We start from the raw sequence: 23,405 nt of genomic DNA on the forward strand, positions 1-23,405 counted from the left end.
GATGGAAAAAGAAGTTGGCGAAAAAATTACCAGCTGCTTCAGAGCACCGGATAGTGGTCAGATTCGATGGCGCACGCCCCACGGGTTTTTGGTCAATCGGTTGAGCACCGCTGGCGCGATCTGGTTGAGAGGCAGTATTTCGTGGGCTGCGCCAGCCTGGATGGCCATTTTGGGCATGCCGAACACCACGCAACTGGCTTCGTCTTGAACGTAGTTGTAGCTTCCTGCATCCTTCATTTCACGCATGGCCTGGGCACCATCTGCCCCCATACCGGTGAGCATGATACCCAATGCGTTGGGTCCAAGAACCCGGGCCGCCGAGTGGAACAACACTTCGACCGAGGGCCGGTGGCGGTTGACGGGCTCAGATTCTTCGACCACTGCGACGTAGTTGGAGCCGCTGCGGTCGATACGAAAATGCAATCCTCCGGGTGCCACGTAGGCATGCCCAGGCAGGAGGCGCTGACCGTTTTGAGCCTCAGACACACTGATGCGGCACAGCGAGTCGAGGCGGGCTGCAAAGCTCGCGGTGAAGCCGGCAGGCATGTGCTGCGTGATGACGATAGCCGGTGCATCGGCTGGCATCTTGACCAGCACTTCGCGAATGGCTTCCGTGCCTCCGGTCGAAGCCCCGATACAGATCACCTTCTCCGTGGACAGCCTTGGCAAAGGGATCAGTGCGGGTGACGGAACAATGGTGTGGCTGAAATCGGGTGTGCCGGTTGCTCCCGGCGCGGCCACCAGGCGCCGGACCTGGGCGCAGGCCGCGACCCGAATCTTGTCGACGATACCGCTGGCGAGTTCGTTGAGCCCGCTGGTCACGCCAATGCGGGGCTTGGCCACGTAGTCGACCGCGCCCAGTTCGAGCGCCCTGAAGGTGACATCGGCCCCTTGTTCGGTCAGGGTGGACACCATGATCACCGGCATGGGGCGCAACCGCATCAGGCGCGAAAGAAACTCCAGCCCATCCATGCGAGGCATTTCGACGTCGAGTGTGAGCACATCGGGGTTGAGCTCGCGAATCATCTCCCGCGCAATCAGGGGGTCACTGGCTGCACCGATGCAAACCATGTCGGATTGGCCGTTGATGATCTGGGTCAGCAGGCTGCGAACCAGTGCCGAATCGTCTACCACCAGCACAGATATTCTTTTTGTCATTCTCTGTCCCTAAACATTCACGCCGAGGCTCGAATGTGTTTTTCACCGCGAAGCGAATGCGTCGATCCCCAGCGCAGCCCTGTCATCGGGCGGCAATGACCGGCTGTGTTGCTTCAAAAAAGATCTACCGAGCCTCCTGCTGTGGTCTTGACCAATGTCGCTGCATTGCCCTTGCGTTCCTGGCTTTCCAGGGTTTCAGGGTGGGAGTGCGCCAGTCGCTTGACCATGGCTTTGCCAGTGGATGGGAAATAGCACACCTTGCGCGGGTAGATGTCCAGCACGTCCTTGGAGACCACGGCGATGCGCTCGGTCTGCAAGTAGTCGATCACGAATTCGGTGTTGCGTTCGCCCACATTCATGGTGGTGAAGCTGTGCATGACCTGACCGCCACCAAATACCTTGGCCTGCATCCATTCGCGCCGGGAACCGAGCTTGATCATCTCGTTGATCAGCAACTCCATCGCGTACGAGCCGTAGCGACCCGAGGTATCTCCGTTGCCGTCGGGCAACATGAAATGGTTCATACCACCGACCCGGACCTTGGGGTCCCAGATGCATGCGGCGATGCATGAGCCCAGCACCGTCATGACCATCATGTCGTCCTGGGTCACGTAGTACTCGCCCGGGAGCACCTTGACCGAGTCTTGCTTGAAATGGTGGTCGCGGTAGAAAAATGAGGCTTCGCCAGGTTTGGGGCCCATGCTCCTGAGCTGTTCGATGCGTGAACGTTCACTGCCGGCAGGCATTACCGGCCTGGCAACCAGGTCCCTTCGAACACCGGAACTCCCGGGGTTAGACGCGCTCATAGACCGTCTTCCCGCGCAACGCGAACAGGTTGCGCGCATCGCTGAAGTTCTCGGCGTGGCCGACGAACAGCCTGCCGCCCGGCTTCATCACGTGGTGGATGCGTTCAAGCACCTGCCGTTGTGTGGCGGAATCAAAGTAGATCATCACGTTGCGGCAAAACACCACATCGAAGGGTTCGCGGAAGGGCAAATCCTGAATGAGGTTCACGGCTTGAAAGGCCATGTTTTTCTGCAGTTCGGGTTTTGCCCGCATGAGACCGGCGTTGCCGCCCTTGCCGCGCAAGAAGTAGCGCTGCATCTGTTCGGGACTCAGCCCTTTGACACCTTCGGCCTTGTAGACGCCGCGCGCAGCGGTCTCCAGCACCTTGGTGTCGATGTCGCTGTTGGCGATGTGGAATGAGCCCCTGGGTCCGAGCGCCTCCAGCGCGGTCATGGCGATGGAGTAGGGCTCTTCACCAGTGGAGGCTGCGGAACACCAGATGCGCCAGTTCTTGTTGCGATCAGCGCGAAGCATCTCGTCAAGAATCGTGAAATGGTGTTGCTCGCGAAAGAAGGCGGTGAGGTTGGTGGTCAGGGCGTTGATGAATTCCTGCCACTCGGCGCCGTCGTGATGCTCAAGCCAGTCGAGATAGTCCTTGAAACTGCCGTGGCCGGTCTCTCTCAGCCGGCGTGAAACGCGGCTGTAGACCATCGCGTGTTTGCCGTCGTGCAGGCTGATGCCGGCTTTCTTGTAGATCAAGGACTTGATCCGGCCGAAGTCTGCGTCAGACCAAAGGAATTCACGGCCTTGGGCCAATGGCCCGCCGGCGTTTGAGTTGGGGTCGAAGACCATGGGTGGCCTGAGGCCTGCGTTTGGAACTGGATTCAACATGGAGGTCTCGCCGTTGGTAGGGCAGGGTGACTGCGCGCCCTTCAATCAGTGGCGCGAGCGGCGAACGAGGCCCGATGTGTCGAGAATGAGGGCGACCTTGCCGTCGCCCAGGATGGTGGCGCCCGACACGTTGGGTACTTTGCGGTAATTGGATTCCAGGTTTTTGATCACCACCTGTTGCTGACCGAGCAGCTCGTCGACCATGAGCGCCACGCGGGCCCCATCGGACTCCACCACGACCATGATCGGGCTGATGGCATTGCTCTCAAAGCGCGGCACGTTGAAGACCCGCTCCAACTCGATCACCGGCATGTACTCGTCGCGCACCTTCACCAGCTGGGCGCCTTGTGCAACGGTGTTGATGTCTGAGGGTTTGATCTGGAACGACTCGATCACCGAGGCCAGCGGCAAGATGTAGACCTCGTCGCTGACGCGCACACTCATGCCGTCCATGATGGCCAGCGTCAGCGGCAGGCGAACCTTGACGCTCATGCCGTAGCCTTCGGATGAATCGATTTCGACCGTGCCGCCGAGGGAGGCGATGTTTTTCTTCACCACGTCCATGCCCACGCCGCGGCCCGACACATCGGTCACCACCTCGGCGGTGGAGAAACCGGGCGCCATGATCAGGTTCCAGACATCGTTGTCGCTCATTGAATCGGGCGCATCGATGCCCTTTTCCCGGGCCTTTTCCATCAGTTTGTTCCGCGACAGGCCTTTGCCGTCGTCGCGCACCTCGATCAGGATCGATCCGCCCTGGTGGCTGGCAGAAAGGGTGATGGTGCCCAGTTCCGGTTTGCCCTTTGCGCGACGCTCTTCGGGCAGCTCCAGGCCGTGATCACAGCTGTTGCGAATCAAGTGGGTCAGAGGGTCGGTGATTTTTTCCACCAGGCCTTTGTCAAGCTCTGTGGCTTCGCCATGGGTGACGAGCTCCACTTTTTTGCCCAGTTTGCTGGCCAGGTCGCGCAGCATGCGCGGAAACCGGTTGAACACCACCGACATGGGGATCATCCGGATCGACATCACGGCTTCCTGCAGGTCGCGCGTGTTGCGGTCGAGATCGGCCAGACCTGCGAGCAAGGGCTGGCTCACCGACACATCGAGTTCGCTGCTTTTTTGCGCCAGCATGGCCTGCGTGATCACGAGCTCGCCGACCAGGTTGATCAGCTGGTCGACCTTGCTGACCGAGACCCGCAAGGTGTTTGATTCCATCGCCGCGGGAGCGCCTGACTTCGATTCGGCCTTTGACGCCGTTGCGGGCGCACGCGAAGGCCCTGCTGCGGCGGGAAGAGGCGCAGGCGTGGACTCGGCAGGGGTGACGGTGGCGTTGCCGGCGGGTGAGCCGGGTGCGTCATCAAAAAAACCGAAAGCGGACCCTTCACCGCCGGTTGCCAGGGCAGGATCGGGGGTTTCGTCGACTGCTGTTATATGGATCTGGTCTGCACTCACGTGGAAGGTGAACAGATCGATCAGGTCGGCATCGCTGGAGCTGGTGAAGACGCGAAAGGCGCGCCGATCGGCCTGGTCGCAGGTGGCGGGCTCGATGCGACCCAGGCCTGTGATGTCGCGGAACAGGTCGGCGATACCGTCAGCCTGGTCCAGGTTGTCGAGGGGGCCGATCTGGACGTCAAGCAGGCGCTCGCCCGGCGCGGCTGGTGCAGCAGCGGGTACAGCCACCGGTGCGACAGCAGCCTGCACGGGTGCAGTGGCTTGTGGGGGTGTGCCTGTGGCAACCGGGGCCATGGGCGCAGCAACAGCCGCCGCGGGCGGTGAATTCTGTGCCAGCTCGCTGATGCGACTGACCAGCGAAGCGGTTGCCGGGGTGTCGACAGACCGGCCCTGGTGGCGCGCGAGCAACAGCCTCAGCGCATCAGACGATTCCAGCAACACATCGACCATGGGGGCCGTGGGCTGAAGTTCGTGGCGGCGCAGCTTGTCGAGCAGCGACTCCATCTGGTGGGTCAGCTCGGCCACATCGGCAAAACCAAAGGTGGCGGAACCACCTTTGATCGAGTGCGCACAACGGAAAATGGCGTTGAGTTCCTCGTCGTCTGCGGTCTCCAGATCCAGCTGGAGCAGCATCTGCTCCATCTGGTCGAGGTTTTCTCCGGCTTCTTCAAAAAAGATGTCGTAGAACTGCGTCAGGTCGAAATTGCCGCCTGCGTTCTGTTCTTCGTGCATTGTTTCACCCATGTGTGGTTCCTGTTTCTGCAAAGGGTCAAGAAGCCGCTCAGCGGATGACTTTTTGAATGACTTCGATCAGACGACCCGGATCGAAGGGTTTGACCAGCCAGCCAGTTGCGCCTGCGGCCTTGCCGGCCTGTTTCATCTGATCGCTGGACTCGGTGGTCAGGATCAGGATCGGCGTGCCCTTGAATTTGGGGTGCTCCCGCAGTTTCCTGGTGAGCCCCAGGCCGTCCAGGCGCGGCATGTTCTGGTCGGTGAGAACCAGGTCGATGGCGTGGGTCTGGGCCTTTTCGAAGGCGTCCTGACCATCGACCGCCTCGACCACGTGAAAGCCTGCACCAGCCAGGGTGAAGGCCACCATTTTCCGCATGGAAGCCGAGTCGTCTACGGCAAGAATCGATTGCATGAATTACTCCGAAGGTCCAAGCCTTATCGGCCAAATGAGGTGCGTCTTTAAAACAGATCGATGGACCCGGCGCCCATCTCGCTTTGCGTGACTGGGCTGGGTCGATCGGGTATGGATTCGGTTTCGAGGGGTATCTCGCCTTCTTCAGGCTCCATGGCGCTGTCGGCCAGTTTCCAGGCACAGCCTTGCAAAGTCTTGCCGGTGTGCCCGATGAGCTGGGAGGCCATGTCGTGGAACTGCAGTTCGGTGACGGCCTGGTGCAGGTCGTGGCGAATGTGCCTCAGCGCCTCGCTGTCGTGGTCGACCAGCCGGGCCAGGGCGTGGTTGGCCGAGCCGAACCGCTCGAGCAGGTTGCCCGTGGCGTGGTCAAGCAGGCCTTCCAGGCGCTTGAGATCGGTCATGGCCATCATCAGCGCATCCTGAACTTCGGTCACCAGGCCGAGCGGGAGCTCGACAGAGGGGGCGCAAGGCTCAGCGCTGTGCGAGGCTCTGGGGTGCGAATCTGGAGTGATGTGCATGAATAGGGTCTCAGGCTAACGGGCAGTACAATTTTCAAGGGGTGTACATCGCTGTATCGACCGATAACCCCCCAAATTCAGCGCCATTTCGCGCCCTACCACCCACATCCTGCCCACGGCATGTCTGACCCATCCGAAACCTCACCGGTTCGCATCCTTCACCTGGAGGATTCCCGTGTGGACCACACGCTGGTGAAGTTCGCTCTGCAGCGCGGCCAGATGCACCACGAGATCACACTGGTCGACACCATGTCCGATTTCCAGCGTGAACTGGCGACGGGCCGCCACGACCTGGTTTTGGCCGACTACCATTTGCCCGGCTTCACCGGGCTTGACGCCTGGGCACACCAGAAAAGCATGGCCGCAGACTTGCCTTTCGTGATCCTGTCAGGCGCGATCGGCGAGGAGGCCGCAGTGGATGCCATGCACCTGGGCATCAGTGACTACCTGCTCAAAGACAACATGCCACGGCTGACGCATGTCATCGAGCGGGCACTGGAGGTGAGCCAAACGCGGCGCGCCAAGGCCCGCGCCGACGCCAGGCTGGCCGAATCCCGACAACGTTTGGCCGAGTTGACCGAACACCTGCAAGTCAGCATCGAGCAAGAGCGCGCCGATATCGCTCGCGAGATCCATGACGATATCGGGGGGTCTCTGGCCGCGGTGAAACTTGATCTGGCGCTGCTGGCCCGTCGCGCGGAAGACGCCGAAACCCGCCGCCGCCTTGAGGGTTCTCTGGAAATGCTGCAGCACGCGCTTGGCGCGAGCCAGCGCATCATGATGAACCTGCGCCCCCCCATCCTCGACCAGGGTTTGGTGGCAGCCGTTCAATGGCTTGCCGCCGGTTTTGAGCGGCGCAGCAATGTGCGCGTGCATGTGCGACGATCGTCGGACCAGCTTGACGTGCCGCGCGACGTGCAACTGGTGGCGTACCGCACGGCGCAAGAGGCGCTGACCAACATATCCAAACATGCGCCTGAAACCACAGGCGTCGAGATTGATCTCAGCGACCGGGAGGGCGTGCTCACTCTGGAGGTGAGTGACAACGGTCAGGGCATGGAAGACGATGCACTGATGAAAGCCAAATCGTTTGGCCTGCTGGGACTGAATGAACGCGCCGCGAAAGTGGGCGGCTGGCTGGATGTGAGTTCATCTCCCCGCGGAACGTCGATTATTCTTTCTGTTCCTTTGCCTTCTGACGAAGACGGCACCCCCTCCATAATTGACCTGCTCGATGATCAAAGTAATTTTGTGTGACGACCATGCCATGGTGCGCCGTGGCATTCGCGATACGGTTTCGGAGGCGGTGGATATCCAGGTGGTTGGCGAGGCGGCCAGCTATCCCGAGTTGCGTGAGCAGATGCGCAACAACACATGCGACGTGCTGGTGCTCGATCTCAACATGCCCGGGCGCGGTGGCCTGGAGGTTTTGGCTGCGCTGAAAGAAGAGGGGTCATCGGTTAAAACCCTGGTGGTTTCGATGTACCCGGAAGACCAGTACGCGATTCGTTGCCTGCGGGCCGGGGCCACGGGCTACCTCAACAAGGCAGGCGACCCCGCCGAGCTGGTCACAGCAATTCGAACCGTGATGCAAGGCCGCAAGTTCGTCACCCCCGAGGTGGCGCAGATGCTGGTCGACAACCTCAACGCCCCCGAAGGCGAAGACCTGCACGCCACCTTGTCGGAGAGGGAACTGCAAACCCTGCAAAAAATCGCTTCTGGCAAGAAGCTCTCGGAAATCGCAGAAGAGCTCATGCTCAGCCCCAAAACGGTGAGCGTCTACCGTGCCCGCGTGCTCGACAAGCTGCACTTGAGCAACAACGCCGAACTGACGGTTTACGCGATTCGAAATGACCTGGTTTAGGCTTCCTCCGCGCCGCTTTCAGCGTCACCCCCCAGGGGGCGGCGCTGGCGGTCGGGCAGAGCCCGTCCCGCGGCGCCCTGGGGTGAGGCAGCTGCGTGCATAGATTTGTGCGGTGTTGGAGGGTCAAGCTCACCAAGGTCCAGCGAGACGGCGCACACCGCGTACGGCACTGGCTGGACCTCGTCACCAATCTGCCTTATCTTGCCGTTGCCACGGTCATCAAAATGGCCGGGCGACGCTTCAAGCTGGGCCACAACGCCCCCCTCTTTGAACGTTGCGCAGGCATCGGTGCAATCACACCAGGCAACCACTCACCGTGCTCACCCGAACTGCTTTCCTGACGCTTGTTGCCGGTGCTGTGCTTGCGCTGCCCGCCTGCAGCAAGCCGGATCCGAAAATGGCGCTGGAGGCCGCCGTTCAACAACTGCAGGACCAACTCGAAGCCAAAGACAGCGGGGCGGTGCTCGCGATGCTCGACCCGCTTTTTCGAGCGCAGGACAGGTTTGACGCTGGGTGGGCGCGAAAGACCATGGCGCTGGTATTTCTGCGCTATGCCAGCGTCAAGATCATCGCGGTTTCGCGCAACAGCCACATCGATCCGCCGGGTTCTTTGATCGGTATCACCGAGGCGCAGGTGGTGGTCACAGGGGCACAGGGCCTGATTCCTGAGCGGGTATCGCCGTATTCGGTGCAGCTGCGGTGGAAATTCGACGGTTCTGACTGGAAGTTGCGCGACCTGCGTTGGGAGTGATCGGTTTCATCCACCCATGAACATCTCGGTGGCGAGTTTCATCAGGGCCACGACTGGTGCGTCGAGCATGGGCAGTGTCATGGCAATGCCGGCCAGGCCGACCGAGAGCGTGAGGGGGAAGCCGATGGCGAAGGCGTTCATCTGTGGAGCGATGCGTGAAATGAAGCCGAGCACGATGTTGACGAAGAGCAGCATGCCGATCATGGGCAGGGCGATCCACAGTCCGTAGCGAAACACCAGACCGCCGAGTTCATGCAATCGCATCTGGTTGATGGAGGCAAGGGCGCTGCCATCGAGCGGAAAGCGTTCGAAGCTGGAAATCACCGCGTGCAGAACCATCAGGTGGCCATTGAGCACAATGAACAGCAGCATGGTGGTGTTGCCGAAAAACCGGCCGACCGCACTGGTTTGCGAGTTGGTCGAGGGATCAAAGAAACCGGCAAAATTCAGGCCCATTTGCAGGCCAATGACTTCGCCCGCGACCTCGACCGAGGCAAACACGATGCGCACCGCAAGGCCAATCGCCACGCCCACGATCACCTGCTGCATCACCACGGCCAGGGCGCGCGGGTCGGTCAGGCCGATCACCGGTTGCTCAGGCATGCCTGCCTGGGCGCACACGGCCACCAGCAGCGCCAAAGCCACCCGCGTGCGCATCGGCACCGAGCGCGCCGAAAAAATGGGCGCGCTGGAGAACACCGCCAGAATCCGCAGAAACGGCCAGAACACTGGCGAAACCAGCGCCATGATGTCGGCTTCCGTGAAAGTGGGCATTGTGAAAACTACAAAAGCGCAGGCAAGTGGAGGCCAGACCAGGACACCATGGGTCCGGTTTTCCCGGCCCTCAGGTGCCGCCCCCTCGAAGGGGTCGCGCGCAGCGCGGCAGGGGGAGTCCGGTGCATGCGGCGCAGGGGGTGCATCTAGATCGCGTAATTTGGTATCGAGAGCAGGGTGTTGCGGATGAAGTCGACCAGGGTGGTCATCATCCACGGCCCGGCGATGGCGAAGACGGCAATGGCGGCGATCAGCTTGGGCACGAACGACAACGTGGCTTCGTGGATCTGTGTGATGGCCTGAAACAGGCTGACCACCAGGCCCACGCCCAGTACCGTGGCCAGCACAGGGGCTGCCACCATCAAGATGAGAAAGAGCGCGTTCTGGCCCAGGGTGAGTGCGGCTTGTGGATCCATGGCGGGTTCAGTGTCCAGATTGAAGAAGAGACGCTTGCACCGCGGTGCGGCGGAGCATGGGGGTGCATCTGATCTGGTTCATTGCGCGAAGGACGCTGCCAGCGAACCCAGCAGAATGTTCCAGCCGTCGGCCAGCACGAACAGCATGAGCTTGAAAGGCAGGGCCACCAGCACGGGTGAGAGCATCATCATGCCGAGCGACATGAGCACGCTGGCGACCACCATGTCGATCACCAGAAAGGGGATGAAGATCATGAAGCCAATCTGGAACGCCGTCTTGAGCTCGCTGGTCACAAAGGCAGGCACGATGACGCGGAACGGGGCTTCTTCGGCGGTCATGTCGTTGGGCAACTTGCCCAGCTTGGCAAACAGCTCGAAATCGGATTGGCGCGTTTGTTTCAGCATGAAGGCGCGCATCGGTGTCTCGCCGCGTTTCAGTGCTTCCTCAAAGCTGATGGTGTTGGCGGTGTAGGGCTCGTAGGCCTCGGTGTAGACCTTGTCCAGCGTGGGCCCCATGACGAAGGCGGTCAGAAACAGCGACAGGCCCACGATCACCTGGTTGGGGGGGGCCGATTGTGTGCCCAACGCCTGGCGAATCAGCGAGAGCACGATGACAATGCGGGTGAAGCCCGTCATCAGCAGCAGAATCGCCGGCAGGAACGACAGCGCTGTGAAAAACAGCAGCGTCTGGATCGGCACCGAGTAGCTGTTGCCCGCCGGGCCCTGACCGATCACCAGCGGCAACCCCGGGCCACCGGCAGAGGCCGCCGTCTGACCCCAGGCCGAGCCCGCAAGCAAGGCCAGAATGGCACAGACCAGCCATGGGCGGTGGGTGAATTTAGCCTGGCGCATGAGGGCCTTCCTGCTGGGGTTGAATGAGCTGGCTCAAGCGGGCCTTGAAGCCTTCGCTGTTGGCGGCCGGAGGCAGGCTGGGCTGGGGTTCATTGGGCAACGGCAACTGGTGCAAGGCGGTGATGCCACCCGGTGCCACTCCCAGCACGAGGCACACACGATCCGCTCCATCGCCGACCTGAACCGTCACCACGCGTTGCTGGGGCCCCAGAGGCAGTGTGTTCATCACCTTGAGCGATGGTCCGGCTTGCCGCGACACATTGGGCAAATGCCGGCGCCAGCGCTGCAGCAACCAGGCCACGACCATCATGGCCAGCAGCAAGCCCACAGCAGGTAAAGCGTTTTGAAGCATGTTGGTGGTTCTTTTCGAATTCAGGTGCGAAGCAACGAGCGAAGTAGCGTTTAACCCAGGACACCGCGGAACCGGCTTTGCCGGGCCGCCAGTGTTGCCCCCCTTTCAAGGGGGGTGGCGCCGAAGGCGACGCGGGGGGTTACCCCCTGCTTACTCGCCGCATGCGCTCGGAAGGCGTGACGATGTCGGTCAGGCGAATGCCAAACTTTTCGTTCACCACCACCACCTCTCCCTGGGCGATCAGGTAGCCGTTGACCAGCACGTCCATGGGTTCACCCGCCAGAGCGTCGAGTTCGACCACCGAGCCCTGGGCGAGTTGCAGGATGTACTTGATGGGTACTTTGGTGCGCCCGAGTTCCACGGTGAGTTGCACCGGGATGTCGAGCACCATTTGAATGTCGTTTTGCGATGCTGCTTTGCCGTTGGCCTTGGCAGGTCCGCTGATCGACTCGAATTCGGGTGCCGATTCGGCCTCGCCGGATTTGCCCGGCGCGCTGGCCTGCTCTTCAAGTGCTTGCGCCCAATCATCCGCTGCCCTGTCTTGTGCGCTGGTGTCGAAGGCGTCGGTAGGGGTATCAGTTGACATAGGAATCTCCAAGCCAGTTCATTTCAGCACCGCGCAGCTTGCGGTCGATGCGCAGGGCGTATTTGCCTTTGTGGGTGCCGTATTGGCATTCAAACAGGGGGACCCCCTCGACCTTGGCCTCGATGCTGGGTGCACGTTCGAGTTCCAGGAAATCGCCGATCTTCATGGCCAGCAATTGCTCTACGGTGGCGTCGGTCTGGGCCAGTTCGCCAACGAGCGTCAGCTCGGCGGCCTGTATCTCATGGGTCAGCAAGCGGATCCAGCGCCGGTCCACTTCCATTGCATCGCCCTGCACGGTGGAGTACAAGACATCGCGAATCGGCTCCAGGGTGGCGTAGGGAATGCAGATGTGCAGCGAACCGGTGATGTCACCAATTTCGAGTGAAAAACTGGTGGTCACAACGATCTCGCTGGGCGTGGCCACCGTGGCGAACTGGGGCTGCATTTCCGAGCGCTGATACGACAGTTCCAGTGGGTACACACCCGCCCAGGCCTTTTTGTATTCCTCTGAAATCACCTCGACCAGGCGCTTGATAACCCGCTGCTCGGTGGGTGAAAAATCGCGACCTTCAATACGGGTCTGGAACTTTCCGCTGCCGCCAAAGAGACTGTCGATCACGCCAAACAGCAAGGTGGGTTCGCAGACCACCAGACCATTGCCGCGCAAGGGGCGAACCGCCATGACGTTGAAGTTGGTGGGCACAACCAGGTCGCGCAGAAAGGCGCTGTATTTTTGGACCTTGACCGCACCGACCGAAATCTCCGGGCTGCGGCGAATGAAGTTGAACAGGCCCAGACGCAGGTTGCGAGAGAAGCGCTCGTTCACCACTTCCATCGTGGGCATGCGCCCACGCACGATGCGTTCCTGGTTGGACAGGTTGTAGCCGCGCACCTTTTCGGTACTCGGTGCTTCGACCTCGATCTTCTGGCTTTCGCCGGTGACACCCTCTAGGAGGGCATCGACTTCTTCCTGCGACAAGAACGATTCGGACATGGCGACGATCCAGGGCGGTTACTGAACGATGAAGCTGGAAAACAGCACACCCTGCATCGGGTTGGGCGGCGCGCGACGGCGGCGCTTCTTGGTGCCTTCTTCGGGTTCTGCTTCGTCAAGCTCGTAGCCCATCACCATCGAAACCTCTTCGATGATGGCCGCAGCCAGTTTCTCTTTGCCTTCGGGTTTCAGGATTTCATCTGCCGTGCGCTGCGAAACGAGCATCAGGATGCCGTTTCGAATGCTGGGCATGTAGACCTTGATGGCGTCGCTGATCTTGGCGTCCTGCACCTGCAGCGTGATGGCCAGTTGAACAAATCGGTTGCCGCCAGGGTCGGCCAGGTTCACCACCATGCTGTCCAGGGGCAGGAAGGTGGGCGGTGTGCCGGGTTCTGGTGCGTGGTATTCGACGGCCGACTCTTCGTCATGGTCGTCGCCAGGCTCGGCGGTGTTTTTCTTCAAGATGAAGAGCGCCCCGCCAGCACCGATCAACGCGAGCAGAACCACGCCAATGATGATGAAAAGCAGCTTTTTGCTCTTTTTGGGTGCCCCCTCGGCGGCGGGGGCTGTTGCGGTGGCAGCGGCGGATGACATGTGATTTCTCCAAACAGGCATCCCCGTGGGGACGGCACACACACTCAGGAATGGCGTGTGGTTCGAAGGAATTATTGAGCCCCGACCCTGGGGCTTTAGCGCAGAAAAGAGCGGTAAAAACCGGTCTTTCTATTCAGGCCGCCTTCCCTGTGGCTGGTACCCCTGGTCCAGCGCCCACCCGGGGCGCTGGTGCATTTTGGGGTTGCGCCAGGCGCGGTCAGGCAAATACATCGAGGGCGGGGCCGCCATCGCTGCGGCGTGCGACCGGTGCCTTCGGGCTGCTGTCGGTGCCCTGGGCGCCAGCCGTGCGCTGGCCCGACGGGTTGCGGCCAGTCGAAGCACCGACCCGCGTCGGGCTTGATTCGGGGTTGCCGGTTTGGCCACGCGACTCTTGCGATTGAGCGCCCACCGATACCCCGCCGAGTTGAATGCCGCCGCGCTGCATCAGCTCGGACAAGGAAACCCCTGCGTTGTGCTGCAGACCGGCCCGCACCTCGGCGTTGTCGGTTCGGAACGCCACATTCACCGCGTCACCCTCCATGGACAGCCGGATGTCAATGGCTTCGTCGGTGCCCTCTCCGATGCGCACGCTGGCGTGCCGAAGCTGTTGGGGTGTCATGAACTCGGTGCCCTCGGGTTCTTCCTCGGCGGCAAGTGCCGCGTCGAGCGAGAAGGGTTCGTCGGGCGCGTCGAGATCGCCGGTCTCCGGGACGGCTGCGCCGGCGAGCAGGGAGTCCTCGCGTCCACTGCCAGAAGATGCCGTTTGGCCTTTTGAAGCCTGACCGGGGGTACCGAGAACGCTCAGATCGGACACGGCTGTGTCGACCATGGTGGTGTCGCCGGACCGCTCACCCTGGAACAGGGTGTTGCGCGGTGCAGTGAGTGAAGGGTCTGCCATGGGGCTGCGCAGGGTGGTCGCACTTTGGGCCACCTGGATCGCCGCGGTCTGGGTTGGCGCACTGTTGGGCAAGGGGGCCGAGGAGCCCGGGCTTGACAGTGCCGTGGTGCTGCGCCAGTTGGCTGGGCGGGCGGCCATGTAGGCGCCGTCGCGCGACGGGTTGGATGCGCCGGCCCCTGGCAGGGCATCCGGTGAGTCGCCGTAGCGCACGGAAACGGCATCGGGATTGGCCAGCACCTGGGTTGCGGCACCGGCGGGCGGTGCTGGATTCGCATGGGCACCAGTGGCCAGGCCCTTTTGATCGGCCACCAGACCGGGATCTGCGGCGACAGGTTGGGCCAGCACGGTCATGCCTTGCAACGGCAGGCCGGACTTGGCCGCTGAGCCTTCGGGCAGGTCAGCAGAGAGGGTGCCCGGCTGTCCAGTCGGGTTGATTGCCTTGCCGGCAGGAGTGCCGGTGCCTGGCAGGCCTTGTGACGTGGCCGAGGCGGTCGCGCCGGGCCAGCCAATCAGGTCGGCAAGGGGGTTGACCAGTGCCGAGGGGTCGGTGAGCAAAAGGCCATTGGGGTCTTCGGGGTCTGTATCCCCATCAGCCAGTCCTTCGCCGCCCAGATCGTCGCTGGCGGCGCTGATCAGGCCCAGCAGATTCGAGAACAGGTCGGCAGGATTGGCTTGGTTGGTTTTTGACGACGAGGCCGCACTGGAAGATTGCCGGGTGGCCTGGTTGCCATTCGCTGGTGCGGCCTGCGCGGAAGAAGATGTGGCGGAAGCGGTCATGCTTGCAGTCCCCGTGATTGCATGGCGAGTCGTTGCCGCAAGTGGATGTTGAGAGCCATCTCGTCGGTGGCCTTTTGTTCCTGGCGTTCCAGCAGAGACGCCCGGGCCATTTCCTTGCGCTCGGTGTACTTGCGCAGGCCCGCCACATCGCGCTCGGCGGCAAACACCTGGGCCTGCCCCTGGTCTACCCGTGCCTGGCGTTCGTTGAGCACGCCCCGCTGGAATTCAATGGCGTGCAGGATCTTCTGCATGAAGTGCCTGTGGTGATGCAGCATGGCGGCGTCAACGCCGGTGCCGCTGCGCAATTCCCAGCGCTGCTCGGCTTCCTGAACATAGGCTTGCAGCTGCACCATCTGTTCATTGGCGATCTGCCACTCGCGCTGCTGTTGCCCAAGTGCCAGCAGCGCGTCCTTGCGGCGCTTCTCGGCGATTTCGACCACTTTGTGGAGCGTCTTCATATTGCTCATGCTGCGCCTTCTTTATAGGGGTTGTTCTGGGGACGGTGCGCCTTTCTTGTGGCGTCTCGATCGGCGGGTTCTTCTTGCAAGGCGACGGCGAGCTGGTGCAAGCTGTTGCCCAGTGTGGCGGCTTCGCCCATGTCTTGCAGCAAGAAGCGCTGCAAGGCGGGGTAGAGAACGATGGCGCGGTCAACTTCCGGATCGCTGCCCGAGGCATAAGCGCCGAGCTGAATCAGATCGCGGCTGCGCAGGTAGCGCGAGTAGTGGCCACGGAACTTGCGCGCCAACTCCAGATGGGCCGGCGAGGCCACGTTGTGCATCACCCTTGATGCCGAGGCTTCTACATCGATGGCGGGGTAGTGACCAGATTCGGCCAGCGCGCGCGAAAGCACGATGTGGCCATCCAGGATGGCACGCGCGGCGTCGGCAATCGGATCTTGCTGGTCGTCGCCTTCCGAAAGCACGGTGTAGAAGGCCGTGATCGAGCCCACGCCATTGAGACCGTTGCCGCTGCGCTCCACCAGCTGGGGCAGCTTGGCAAAGCACGACGGTGGGTAACCCTTGGTGGCAGGGGGTTCGCCAATGGCCAGCGCGATTTCACGCTGTGCCATGGCATAGCGGGTCAGAGAGTCCATGAGCAGCAGCACATGCAGGCCATCGTCCCGAAAGCGTTCGGCGATGGCTGTGGCGTAGCTGGCTCCCTGCATGCGAACCAGAGGCGGTGCATCGGCAGGCGCGGCGACCACAACGGATCGCTTGCGGCCTTCTTCACCCAGGATGTCTTCGATGAACTCTTTCACCTCGCGACCGCGTTCACCAATCAGACCGACCACAATCACATCGGCCTTGGTGTAACGGGCCATCATGCCCAGCAACACGCTTTTGCCCACGCCAGAGCCGGCAAACAGACCGATGCGCTGGCCACGGCCCACGGTCAGCAGCGCGTTGATGGCGCGCACACCGGTGTCCAGCGGCAGGCGAACCGGATCGCGGTCCATGGAGTTGAGCGGCGCGCGGTCCATGGGCTCGATGTCCACATTGGTGATCGGCCCCTTGTGGTCGAGCGGTTTGCCGTGTGAGTCAACGACCCGGCCCAGCAAGCCCTTGCCCAGGGGCAGGCGCAAAGCGCCCCGTTCGCTGGCTTCTGGCGGTTTGTTGATTTGTCCGATGCGGGGAATGACGCGGTAGGGGGCCAGCGGCGTGACTTTGGCGCCACTGGACAACCCGTGGGTATCGCCGGCTGGCATGAGATAGGCCCTGTCGTTGGAGAAACCCACCACTTCGGCCAACACGGGCTCCTTGGCACCGTTGCTGATCAGGCATTGTGAGCCCACCGGTACGCGCAGCCCGATGGCTTCCAGCACCAGACCCGCCAGGCGCGTCAGGGTGCCGCTGACCTCCAGGGTGTTGGGTGTGCCAGCGCTCACCTGCGCATCCTTGAGGAACTGGCTCCAGCGGTCAACCGGCTCAGTCATTGACCACCTCCGATGCCCACTCGATGCTCAGGCCCAGGTTGCCAACGGCTCTGGCCCAGCGCTTTTCGATGGTGGCGTTGACCGAGGTGGTCGGCGTGTGAATGATGCAGCCACCGGGTGAGATGCTGGCGTCGCCCACGAAGTCGGGGGCACTCTCGCCGAGTGTTTTGGTCAGTGCGTCGTGCATGCGGGCGAGATCGTCGGGGTGCATGTGCACGCTGGCGGGCAAACCGTCGTCCACGATCATTTCCAGTGCCTCGCCGATCACCGGACGCAGCAACCTTGGGTTGGTCCGGATTTCCTGGCGCACCACCTGGCGTGCGATTTCGCATGACAGCTCCAGAATCTGGCGCGCCATGTCCTGTTCTTTGTCGAGCAGGTCCTCGGCCATGGTCTTGAGGACCTGAGCCATGCGCTCGGCCAGTTCGCTGTTGTGTTTCAGCGTGGCGGCTTCGAGCGCATCGCGGACCTCTTGAGCGCCTGTGTCATGGCCTTGCGCATAGCCTTCAGCGAAGGCCTGCTCACGGGCCTCATGCACCGCCTGGTGCATGGCGAGCATGTCATCGGATTCGGTGTTCTCATCGTCCATCAACGGTGCCGGCTCTGTCACCCCGCCAATGGCAGAAAAGTGCCAGGCCGCCACCTGATCGATCTCCTCGCGCGGAATGAAGCGCGAGTGCGGGCTGGTCTTGGGCGAAGACTTGTTAGACGAAGCCATCATCACCGCCTCCACCCAGTACCACCGAGCCTTCGTCGGACAAGCGACGGACGATCTTGAGAATTTCCTTTTGCTGACCCTCGACCTCGGACAGGCGGATCGGTCCGCGGGACTCCAGATCTTCGCGCAGACCTTCGGCAGCCCGACTGGACATGTTGGACAGAATGAGTTCGCGCAGTTCCACGCTGGAGCCTTTGAGCGAGACCACCAGGGCGTCGGTAGACACCTCTTTCAGAATCATCTGCACCGACTTGTTGTCCAGCTTGAGCAGGTCTTCGAAGGTGAACATCTTGTCTGTGATCTTCTGGGCCAGATCGTTGTCGAGCAGGCGTATCGATTCGATCACTGTGCCTTCAATGGCGTTGCCCAGCAGGTTCAGAATATCGGCGGCGGTTTGCACGCCGCCCAGCGATGACTTTCTCACTTTGTCGCCACCGGCCAGAACCTTGTAGAGCACTTCGTTGAGGTCATTGAGTGCGGTGGGTTGAATGCCCTCCAGCGTGGCAATGCGCAGCATCACCTCGTTGCGGCTTCGCTCGGTGAAATTTTTCAGCACACCGGCGGTCAGGTCGCTTTCAAGGTGAACCAGAATGGCCGCAACGATCTGCGGATGCTCATTGCGCAGCAGTTCGGCGATGGACAGCGGGTCCATCCATTTCAGGCTTTCGATGCCCGAGACGTCGCTGCCTTGCATGATGCGGTCGATCAGCAACGAGGCCTTGTCATCGCCCAGGGCGCGCCGCAACACCGATTTCACATAACCGTTGGTGTCGGATACCAGCAAGCTTTGGGAGGCCGCTTCGTCGGTGAATTTGCCCATCACCTCTTGCACCCGCTCGCGTGGAACCGAGCGCATGGCCGAGATGGCTTCGCCCAGTTTCTGAACTTCTTTGGGGCTGAAGTGTTTGAACACCTCGGACGCCTCTTCCTCGCCCAGCGACATGAGGAAAATGGCTGCGTCTTGAATGCCTTGGTCTTCCATGGGGGTCTACTTGTGAGGCGTGAACGTTCAGGCGCCCGCGGTGGCTTCGCCGTTGACCCACCCTTTGACGATGTTGGCGACCGCGACCGGGTTGGCCAGCGCCAGGCGCTTGGCATCGGCCAGACGGACCATGTCGACGCTGGGTTCCTTGTTTTCGGGCTCGGGCATGGGCAGGCCCGGGCGCTCGGTTTCTTCGTTGAGCATCGCGTTGAGCTGCGGCACGACGGGTTCGGTCGAGACAACGGCCGGGGCCTTCATGAGCTTGATGCCGGGGCGGATCATGCCCATCAAGACCAGCAGGCCCATGCCCAGCATGCCCAGTGGCCATGCCAACGATTTGGCCAGTTCGATGTTTTCCGGCTGGCGCCACAGCGGAACTTCTTCCACTTCAATCGGCTTGGCCACATTGAATTCGGCGTTCATCACGTTGACCGAGTCGCCACGGTCCTTGCTGAAGCCAATGGTTTCCCTGACCAGTGCCGTCATCTGTTCGAGTTGTTCAGGCGGGATCGGAGCCGATGAGACCTTGCCTGACTTGGCATCGGTGATGCTGCGGTGGTTCACCACCACGGCAGCGCTCAAGCGGCGCACCGTGCCACTGGCCTCGCGCACCACCTTGACCGTTTTGTCGACCTCGTAGTTGATGACCGACTCGCGCCTGGACTTCGCTGCCTGGTCGGCGTTGCCACCAGCTGCCAGTGGCGCAGCGGTACCGTTGATGGGGGCGATCCCCGTGGCGGGGGGCTGGTTGGAAGTGGCCCCGGGCACGCCTGCGGGTTGGGCGACGGGGGGGGTGCCGTCCTCGACCAGTTGCTGGCTCCGGATCGCACCGGTCTCGGCGCTCTGGTTGGGCCGGTGTTGTTCTGAAGTCGATTCGACCAGCGAGAAGTCGATATCGGCGCTGACCTGGGCCTTGACGTTGCCCACGCCCACGAGCGGCTCGATCATGTCAAGAATGCGCCGGGTGTAGAGCTGTTCAATCTGTTGGGCGTACTTCAGTTTTTCGCTGTCAGCGCCTTGGCTCTGGCCATCGGGCGTGACCGACAGCAGGGTGCCCGCGTCGTCGACCACGCTGACATCTTTGGGGTTCATCTCGGGCACGCTGGAGGCGATCAGGTGCACGATGCCGGCGATCTGCGACTTGTCGAGGGTGCGGCCTGGGTAAAGCGTGAGCAGCACCGAGGCCGAGGGCTTTTGCTGTTCCCTGAAAAAGCCGTTCTGGTTGGGCAGGGCGAGGTGGATGCGGGCGCTTTGCACCGAAGACAGCGACTGGATCGAACGCGTCAATTCGCCTTCCAGGCCGCGCTGGAAGGTCAGACGCTCCTGGAACTGGGTGGTGCCAAAGCGGCTGGACTCCATCAATTCGAAACCATTCACCGAGCCCTTGGGCAAACCCTGGGACGCCAGGCGCAGGCGGGTGTCGTGCACTTGGTCAGACGGCACCATGATGGCCTGGCCCCCTTCGGTGTACTTGTAGGGCACGTTCATCTGTGCCAGTTGCGCCACGATCGCGCCGCCATCCTTGTCGTTGAGGTTGGCGAACAGGACACGCCAGTCGGGTTGCTGCCCCATGAAGAAGAGCGAAAGGGCGATGGCCAGCAAGGCGAATGCACCCAGGCCCAGCCGTGTCTTCTGGGTGCGGTCCATGCGCGCCAGGCCAGCGCCAAAGGCGTTTTGACGGGGTGGCTGCATGTCCATTTCAGCGACGGTGTTGCTCATGGGGGAATCGCTCTTTCAACGGGATTTTTGCCGGGCAGGAAAGCCCTCTTGCGACCGATTATTCGGCCCCGTCGTCTGTGCCATAGCCATGAAAAGGCTGGCCTTTGCCCCTCTATTCCCAGAGCGCGCCTGGAGGGGGCTGCCTAGCATCGTGACATTGGATTTGACCTTGAAGGACACCACCATGGACGCGAGAATTTCGCCACTCTCCAGCCAGTCGCTGAACCCGACCAGCCTGCAGATGAAGCGCCCTGCTTCGGCAGGTGGCGCCAGCGCCGTGGATGGCGGGTTTTCTGGCAATTTCAAAAACGCGCTGAAGGAAGTCAGCGCCGCTCAAAACGAGGCCACCCGGTTGCAGACCCAGGTTCAGCTGGGCAACCCCGCCGTCAGCCTGGAAGAAACCATGCTCTCGATGCAAAAGGCCCAGATCGGCTTCCAGGCCACACTCAACGTGCGCAACCGCATGGTTCAGGCCTATACCGACATCATGAATATGTCCGTTTGACCCAGCCCTGCCGCGCTTCGCGCGACCCCCTCATGGGGGCGGCGCTGGCGGCCCGGCAAAGCCGGTTCCGCGGCGCCCTGGGGCTTCGCCTCGCCAGCTTCCCTGGTGGCGATTTGGCTCCATATATCTCTCTCTCTCTCTCTCTCTCTCTCTTGCTCATCGCTATTTCTACTGCCTGTCCGGCGTAGATCTCTTAACCGAGGGTGCCGCGGAACCGGCTTTGCCGGGCCGCCAGCACCGCCCCTGGGGGTGACGCGCTAAGCGCGGCGCGGGGGTACCTAGTTGGCCGGGCCGCCAGCGTTGCCCCCTGGGGGGTGACGCACGCAGTGCGGCGCAGGGGGGCTAATGAAGTGCCGAAGGCGTTGCTTCAGTGATGAAAGCCAGGTCGGCGAGCCAGGGCTCGGCCAGATTGCGTATTTCGGCATCGGTGCGCAGGATGCGTTTCATGATCTGGGTCTTTTCCTGGCGCTCCTCGGGAGCGAGCTTTGCAATGCGTGAGCGGCTGCGCAGCTGGGCGATCAGAATGGCGCAGGTGCTTTCCAGCTCCATCACGCCGTCCCAGTCTTCGCCCTTGGCGGCTTCGAGCATCTTCCCGCTCGCATTCTCAATGGCCTTGTAATAGTCCAACAGGGATTGCTTCATGATCAGGCTCCAGCCGATTTGACGGGTTGAAGGTTGGCGGCACGAGGGCCCTGGATTTGTTTCCATGCGTCGGCCACGGGCTCAATCAGGCGAGACACTTCTGCCAACGCTGCGGCATCGTTGCGCACATTGGCTTGAGTCAATCGCATGACGCTGTAGGTGTACATCTGGTGGAGGTTGGCAGCAACTTCGCCCCCTTGCTCCAGGTTCAAGCCCGCCTTGAGCCCCTCTTCGATGAGGCGAACCGCCTTGCCAATCGCCACGCCTTTGGCAGCGATGTCACCCCGTGTCAGCGCGCCACGGGCCGAGGCGATGGCCTGGAGCAATGCGTCATAGAGCAGGCCCACCAGTTGATGGGGGGAGGCTGCCTGAACGCTGGTTTCGGCGGCGATGCGCTGGTAGGCTGCTGCTGCGCGTGAGTTGACCGAGGTGAACATGGTGTCGATTCCTTGTGTCTGATTGCTTTTTTTATCGGCATCGACGGGGGAGACTGTAGGTTCAAACATCGGTGTTTTCGCAGGAAAATTCGGGATGGTTGTGATTTACGCGCAGAAGACGGCCACAGGCAGCTTCAGGACTTGTTCCACAGCGTGATTTGCTGGCTGATGAAGGTGTTGAGCGAATTGAGTTTGCTCACCGTGGCATCCATGGCGTTGTATTGCGCGAGCAGGCGGGTCTCGACCCGCGCTGCGCGGTCGGTGATGCGTTCTTGCTCGTCGCTGTTGCGGTCGATCTGCCGCTGAATGCCGGCAGACTTGTTGCTCATGAGTCCTTCGGCCGCGTTCAGTCCGTCCGTGAATTTCTTGACCTTGAGTCCAAAGCCTTCGGTGGCGTCGTTGCCGGTGCTCTCGCCGAACAAGGCGCGCAATCCCGAGAGGTCGCCGAGGGCTTCCCCAAACTTGGTGGTGTTGAGCTTCAAGGTGCCGCCTGTCTGCATCTCTACGCCCACGTCGCTGAGCCGTGTGAACGGACTGCTGGCGGTGGTTGATCTCATCATGCTGCGCAAGGCACCCTGCAGTCCGACGGCGGTGGAGTCGCCTTGCAGCACCCCAGCCTTCTTGGTTCCGGCGTCATAGCGCGTGGCGCTGGCGAGGTTGCTGACCAGTGTGTTGTAAGCGTCGACAAACGACTTCACATTTGCTTGGACCGCATCGGTATCGGGCTGCACCACAAGTTCCACCGGGTTGGTGGTGACCTGCGAGAGCTGGATGGTCATGCCGGGCAAGGTGTTGGTGAGCTTGTTGCTCGCCGTGTTGATGGCCAGGCCGTTGACCGTTGCCAACGCATTCTGCCCTGCCTGGGTCTGGCTCATGCCGTTGGCATTGCCCGCATCGAAAGCCAGGCTCGACAGACCGCTGGCATCGGTGTCGTTGCCATCGTCGTCGGCCACGCTGATGCGAAAGCCGTTGGCTTCGCCCGTGTCTTTGGAGCGCAACAAGAGTCTTTCGCCTGAAGCGTCTTTCAGAACGGTGGCGGTCACGCCACCGTCTGCATCGTTGATCTTGGCGGCGATTTCGGCCAATGAATCGCTGCCGGCATCGATGGTTACGCTCACCGGTGTGTTCGCACCCGCAGTGAAACTGCTTCCGCTCCAGCTGCCCAGCTCGATGGTCATGGTGCCGCTGCCCATGGCCGTACCGGAGGCGACCGATGCCGATGCCGTGGATTGTGCCTTGGCCAGTTGCTGCACTTCCATCGTGACCGACGTGGCAGGTGCTCCCGCGGTTGCGGTCATGCCGATGGCGCTGGGGTTGGACGAACTGGCGGTCACCGCGTTCCATCCGCCAGACGTTGCCAGCTTGTTCGCTGCATCACCCAATGCCGCCACTTGCGACTTGATGGTGCCGTAGACAGACAGTTTGGTCTGGAATGTCGTGGCCTGTTTTTGCAGGGTGCTGATCGGTGCCTTTTCGATGGCAACGAGTTGGGTGACGATGCCCTGGACATCCAGACCACTGCCCAGACCGGGTGAAGAAATAGGTCCCACCATGAGGCTTCTCCTGCTGTGTCACCGGTGACGGCGACGTTGGCCTGCGGTGCAGGCAGCGGGCGAAAGTTCAGCCGACGTGCTGTCGGGGACCTTGCACCAAGATGATCGGGGC

General features: G+C 61.7%; 26 protein-coding genes. 4 read left to right on the top strand and 22 right to left on the bottom strand.

The features are described from left to right. Positions 1–57: 57 nt before the first annotated feature. The 6 genes from LPB072_RS04390 to LPB072_RS04415 all read right to left on the bottom strand — a co-directional run bounded on the left by LPB072_RS04390 (position 58) and on the right by LPB072_RS04415 (position 5,946). Complete coding sequence (locus LPB072_RS04390) at positions 58–1,158, bottom strand: protein-glutamate methylesterase/protein-glutamine glutaminase (RefSeq protein ID WP_066092100.1); 1,101 nt, start codon at positions 1,156–1,158, stop codon at positions 58–60. A gap of 113 nt (positions 1,159–1,271) precedes the next feature. Next, a complete protein-coding gene (gene cheD / locus LPB072_RS04395) occupies positions 1,272–1,859 on the bottom strand; it encodes a chemoreceptor glutamine deamidase CheD (RefSeq protein ID WP_407927781.1) in 588 nt (195 codons plus the stop codon). Between the two features lie 91 nt (positions 1,860–1,950). After that, positions 1,951–2,796, bottom strand: a complete 846-nt coding sequence (locus LPB072_RS04400) for a CheR family methyltransferase (RefSeq protein WP_066092106.1) — start codon at positions 2,794–2,796, stop codon at positions 1,951–1,953. A gap of 84 nt (positions 2,797–2,880) precedes the next feature. After that, on the bottom strand, positions 2,881–5,028 hold the full coding sequence (locus tag LPB072_RS04405; protein ID WP_066092109.1) for a chemotaxis protein CheA: 2,148 nt from the start codon (positions 5,026–5,028) through the stop codon (positions 2,881–2,883). 37 nt (positions 5,029–5,065) lie between these two features. Then, positions 5,066–5,428: a response regulator gene (locus LPB072_RS04410; RefSeq protein WP_066092111.1), complete on the bottom strand. Its 363-nt coding sequence runs from the start codon at positions 5,426–5,428 to the stop codon at positions 5,066–5,068. Positions 5,429–5,475: 47 nt separating this feature from the next. After that, positions 5,476–5,946 (bottom strand): hypothetical protein, encoded by a 471-nt coding sequence (locus LPB072_RS04415; RefSeq protein WP_066092114.1) that lies wholly within the window; start codon positions 5,944–5,946, stop codon positions 5,476–5,478. A gap of 120 nt (positions 5,947–6,066) precedes the next feature. On the opposite strand from LPB072_RS04415, the gene LPB072_RS04420 reads away from it, so the two are divergent. The 3 genes from LPB072_RS04420 (at position 6,067) to LPB072_RS04435 (ending at position 8,561) form a co-directional block, all read left to right on the top strand. After that, a complete protein-coding gene (locus tag LPB072_RS04420) occupies positions 6,067–7,203 on the top strand; it encodes a hybrid sensor histidine kinase/response regulator (protein ID WP_066092116.1) in 1,137 nt (378 codons plus the stop codon). Then, entirely contained in the window at positions 7,181–7,810 is a 630-nt protein-coding gene (locus tag LPB072_RS04425) for a response regulator (protein ID WP_066092118.1), read from the top strand. The genes LPB072_RS04420 and LPB072_RS04425 overlap by 23 nt, the downstream gene beginning before the upstream one ends. 316 nt (positions 7,811–8,126) lie before the next feature. Next, complete coding sequence (locus LPB072_RS04435; RefSeq protein ID WP_197508905.1) at positions 8,127–8,561, top strand: hypothetical protein; 435 nt, start codon at positions 8,127–8,129, stop codon at positions 8,559–8,561. A 6-nt stretch (positions 8,562–8,567) separates the two neighbouring features. Here the strand turns inward: LPB072_RS04435 and fliR are convergent, their stop codons facing one another. From fliR to fliF, 13 genes are all read right to left on the bottom strand, one after another. After that, the gene (gene fliR, locus LPB072_RS04440; protein ID WP_066092127.1) at positions 8,568–9,335 is read right to left on the bottom strand and encodes a flagellar biosynthetic protein FliR; all 768 of its coding nucleotides are present in this window, start codon (positions 9,333–9,335) and stop codon (positions 8,568–8,570) included. Positions 9,336–9,481: 146 nt separating this feature from the next. Next, entirely contained in the window at positions 9,482–9,751 is a 270-nt protein-coding gene (fliQ, locus tag LPB072_RS04445) for a flagellar biosynthesis protein FliQ (RefSeq protein WP_066092129.1), read from the bottom strand. A 78-nt stretch (positions 9,752–9,829) separates the two neighbouring features. Beyond that, positions 9,830–10,603 carry a flagellar type III secretion system pore protein FliP gene (fliP, locus tag LPB072_RS04450; RefSeq protein ID WP_066092132.1) on the bottom strand — a complete coding sequence of 258 codons (774 nt, stop codon included), beginning with the start codon at positions 10,601–10,603 and terminating at the stop codon, positions 9,830–9,832. Beyond that, on the bottom strand, positions 10,590–10,955 hold the full coding sequence (locus LPB072_RS04455) for a FliO/MopB family protein (RefSeq protein WP_066092136.1): 366 nt from the start codon (positions 10,953–10,955) through the stop codon (positions 10,590–10,592). Before LPB072_RS04455 ends, fliP begins: the two co-directional genes overlap by 14 nt. 139 nt (positions 10,956–11,094) lie before the next feature. Then, positions 11,095–11,541, bottom strand: coding sequence for a flagellar motor switch protein FliN (fliN, locus tag LPB072_RS04460; protein WP_066092139.1), 447 nt, complete (start codon positions 11,539–11,541; stop codon positions 11,095–11,097). Beyond that, entirely contained in the window at positions 11,531–12,535 is a 1,005-nt protein-coding gene (fliM, locus tag LPB072_RS04465; protein WP_066092142.1) for a flagellar motor switch protein FliM, read from the bottom strand. The genes fliN and fliM overlap by 11 nt, the downstream gene beginning before the upstream one ends. Positions 12,536–12,553: 18 nt before the next feature. Continuing rightward, the gene (locus LPB072_RS04470) at positions 12,554–13,129 is read right to left on the bottom strand and encodes a flagellar basal body-associated FliL family protein (protein ID WP_066092146.1); all 576 of its coding nucleotides are present in this window, start codon (positions 13,127–13,129) and stop codon (positions 12,554–12,556) included. A gap of 217 nt (positions 13,130–13,346) precedes the next feature. Further along, on the bottom strand, positions 13,347–14,804 hold the full coding sequence (locus LPB072_RS04475; protein WP_066092150.1) for a flagellar hook-length control protein FliK: 1,458 nt from the start codon (positions 14,802–14,804) through the stop codon (positions 13,347–13,349). Continuing rightward, positions 14,801–15,271: a flagellar export protein FliJ gene (gene fliJ / locus LPB072_RS04480; RefSeq protein WP_070263905.1), complete on the bottom strand. Its 471-nt coding sequence runs from the start codon at positions 15,269–15,271 to the stop codon at positions 14,801–14,803. Before fliJ ends, LPB072_RS04475 begins: the two co-directional genes overlap by 4 nt. Beyond that, a complete protein-coding gene (fliI, locus tag LPB072_RS04485) occupies positions 15,268–16,737 on the bottom strand; it encodes a flagellar protein export ATPase FliI (RefSeq protein ID WP_066092155.1) in 1,470 nt (489 codons plus the stop codon). The genes fliJ and fliI overlap by 4 nt, the downstream gene beginning before the upstream one ends. Then, positions 16,730–17,458, bottom strand: a complete 729-nt coding sequence (locus LPB072_RS04490) for a FliH/SctL family protein (RefSeq protein ID WP_066092635.1) — start codon at positions 17,456–17,458, stop codon at positions 16,730–16,732. The genes fliI and LPB072_RS04490 overlap by 8 nt, the downstream gene beginning before the upstream one ends. Beyond that, complete coding sequence (fliG, locus tag LPB072_RS04495; protein WP_066092158.1) at positions 17,442–18,437, bottom strand: flagellar motor switch protein FliG; 996 nt, start codon at positions 18,435–18,437, stop codon at positions 17,442–17,444. The genes LPB072_RS04490 and fliG overlap by 17 nt, the downstream gene beginning before the upstream one ends. 27 nt (positions 18,438–18,464) lie before the next feature. Continuing rightward, the gene (fliF, locus tag LPB072_RS04500; protein ID WP_066092161.1) at positions 18,465–20,156 is read right to left on the bottom strand and encodes a flagellar basal-body MS-ring/collar protein FliF; all 1,692 of its coding nucleotides are present in this window, start codon (positions 20,154–20,156) and stop codon (positions 18,465–18,467) included. Between the two features lie 184 nt (positions 20,157–20,340). On the opposite strand from fliF, the gene fliE reads away from it, so the two are divergent. After that, the gene (gene fliE, locus LPB072_RS04505; RefSeq protein WP_066092638.1) at positions 20,341–20,661 is read left to right on the top strand and encodes a flagellar hook-basal body complex protein FliE; all 321 of its coding nucleotides are present in this window, start codon (positions 20,341–20,343) and stop codon (positions 20,659–20,661) included. 342 nt (positions 20,662–21,003) lie between these two features. Here fliE and LPB072_RS04510 read toward each other — a convergent pair whose 3' ends face one another. The 3 genes from LPB072_RS04510 to fliD form a co-directional block, all read right to left on the bottom strand. Then, positions 21,004–21,303: a flagellar protein FliT gene (locus tag LPB072_RS04510; protein ID WP_066092164.1), complete on the bottom strand. Its 300-nt coding sequence runs from the start codon at positions 21,301–21,303 to the stop codon at positions 21,004–21,006. A 2-nt stretch (positions 21,304–21,305) separates the two neighbouring features. Continuing rightward, entirely contained in the window at positions 21,306–21,740 is a 435-nt protein-coding gene (gene fliS / locus LPB072_RS04515) for a flagellar export chaperone FliS (RefSeq protein WP_066092641.1), read from the bottom strand. Between the two features lie 134 nt (positions 21,741–21,874). After that, positions 21,875–23,293 carry a flagellar filament capping protein FliD gene (gene fliD, locus LPB072_RS04520; RefSeq protein WP_066092167.1) on the bottom strand — a complete coding sequence of 473 codons (1,419 nt, stop codon included), beginning with the start codon at positions 23,291–23,293 and terminating at the stop codon, positions 21,875–21,877. Positions 23,294–23,405: the final 112 nt, after the last annotated feature.

The organism is Hydrogenophaga crassostreae, from assembly GCF_001761385.1.
GTDB lineage: Bacteria > Pseudomonadota > Gammaproteobacteria > Burkholderiales > Burkholderiaceae_C > Hydrogenophaga > Hydrogenophaga crassostreae.

Coding starts and splice junctions, on each gene's coding strand:
- LPB072_RS04390 (WP_066092100.1), bottom strand. CDS start 1,158: ATGACAAAAAGAATATCTGTGCTGGTGGTAGACGATTCGGCACTGGTT.
- cheD (WP_407927781.1), bottom strand. CDS start 1,859: ATGGGCCCCAAACCTGGCGAAGCCTCATTTTTCTACCGCGACCACCAT.
- LPB072_RS04400 (WP_066092106.1), bottom strand. CDS start 2,796: ATGGTCTTCGACCCCAACTCAAACGCCGGCGGGCCATTGGCCCAAGGC.
- LPB072_RS04405 (WP_066092109.1), bottom strand. CDS start 5,028: ATGGGTGAAACAATGCACGAAGAACAGAACGCAGGCGGCAATTTCGAC.
- LPB072_RS04410 (WP_066092111.1), bottom strand. CDS start 5,428: ATGCAATCGATTCTTGCCGTAGACGACTCGGCTTCCATGCGGAAAATG.
- LPB072_RS04415 (WP_066092114.1), bottom strand. CDS start 5,946: ATGCACATCACTCCAGATTCGCACCCCAGAGCCTCGCACAGCGCTGAG.
- LPB072_RS04420 (WP_066092116.1), top strand. CDS start 6,067: ATGTCTGACCCATCCGAAACCTCACCGGTTCGCATCCTTCACCTGGAG.
- LPB072_RS04425 (WP_066092118.1), top strand. CDS start 7,181: ATGATCAAAGTAATTTTGTGTGACGACCATGCCATGGTGCGCCGTGGC.
- fliR (WP_066092127.1), bottom strand. CDS start 9,335: ATGCCCACTTTCACGGAAGCCGACATCATGGCGCTGGTTTCGCCAGTG.
- fliQ (WP_066092129.1), bottom strand. CDS start 9,751: ATGGATCCACAAGCCGCACTCACCCTGGGCCAGAACGCGCTCTTTCTC.
- fliP (WP_066092132.1), bottom strand. CDS start 10,603: ATGCGCCAGGCTAAATTCACCCACCGCCCATGGCTGGTCTGTGCCATT.
- LPB072_RS04455 (WP_066092136.1), bottom strand. CDS start 10,955: ATGCTTCAAAACGCTTTACCTGCTGTGGGCTTGCTGCTGGCCATGATG.
- fliN (WP_066092139.1), bottom strand. CDS start 11,541: ATGTCAACTGATACCCCTACCGACGCCTTCGACACCAGCGCACAAGAC.
- fliM (WP_066092142.1), bottom strand. CDS start 12,535: ATGTCCGAATCGTTCTTGTCGCAGGAAGAAGTCGATGCCCTCCTAGAG.
- LPB072_RS04470 (WP_066092146.1), bottom strand. CDS start 13,129: ATGTCATCCGCCGCTGCCACCGCAACAGCCCCCGCCGCCGAGGGGGCA.
- LPB072_RS04475 (WP_066092150.1), bottom strand. CDS start 14,804: ATGACCGCTTCCGCCACATCTTCTTCCGCGCAGGCCGCACCAGCGAAT.
- fliJ (WP_070263905.1), bottom strand. CDS start 15,271: ATGAGCAATATGAAGACGCTCCACAAAGTGGTCGAAATCGCCGAGAAG.
- fliI (WP_066092155.1), bottom strand. CDS start 16,737: ATGACTGAGCCGGTTGACCGCTGGAGCCAGTTCCTCAAGGATGCGCAG.
- LPB072_RS04490 (WP_066092635.1), bottom strand. CDS start 17,458: ATGATGGCTTCGTCTAACAAGTCTTCGCCCAAGACCAGCCCGCACTCG.
- fliG (WP_066092158.1), bottom strand. CDS start 18,437: ATGGAAGACCAAGGCATTCAAGACGCAGCCATTTTCCTCATGTCGCTG.
- fliF (WP_066092161.1), bottom strand. CDS start 20,156: ATGAGCAACACCGTCGCTGAAATGGACATGCAGCCACCCCGTCAAAAC.
- fliE (WP_066092638.1), top strand. CDS start 20,341: ATGGACGCGAGAATTTCGCCACTCTCCAGCCAGTCGCTGAACCCGACC.
- LPB072_RS04510 (WP_066092164.1), bottom strand. CDS start 21,303: ATGAAGCAATCCCTGTTGGACTATTACAAGGCCATTGAGAATGCGAGC.
- fliS (WP_066092641.1), bottom strand. CDS start 21,740: ATGTTCACCTCGGTCAACTCACGCGCAGCAGCAGCCTACCAGCGCATC.
- fliD (WP_066092167.1), bottom strand. CDS start 23,293: ATGGTGGGACCTATTTCTTCACCCGGTCTGGGCAGTGGTCTGGATGTC.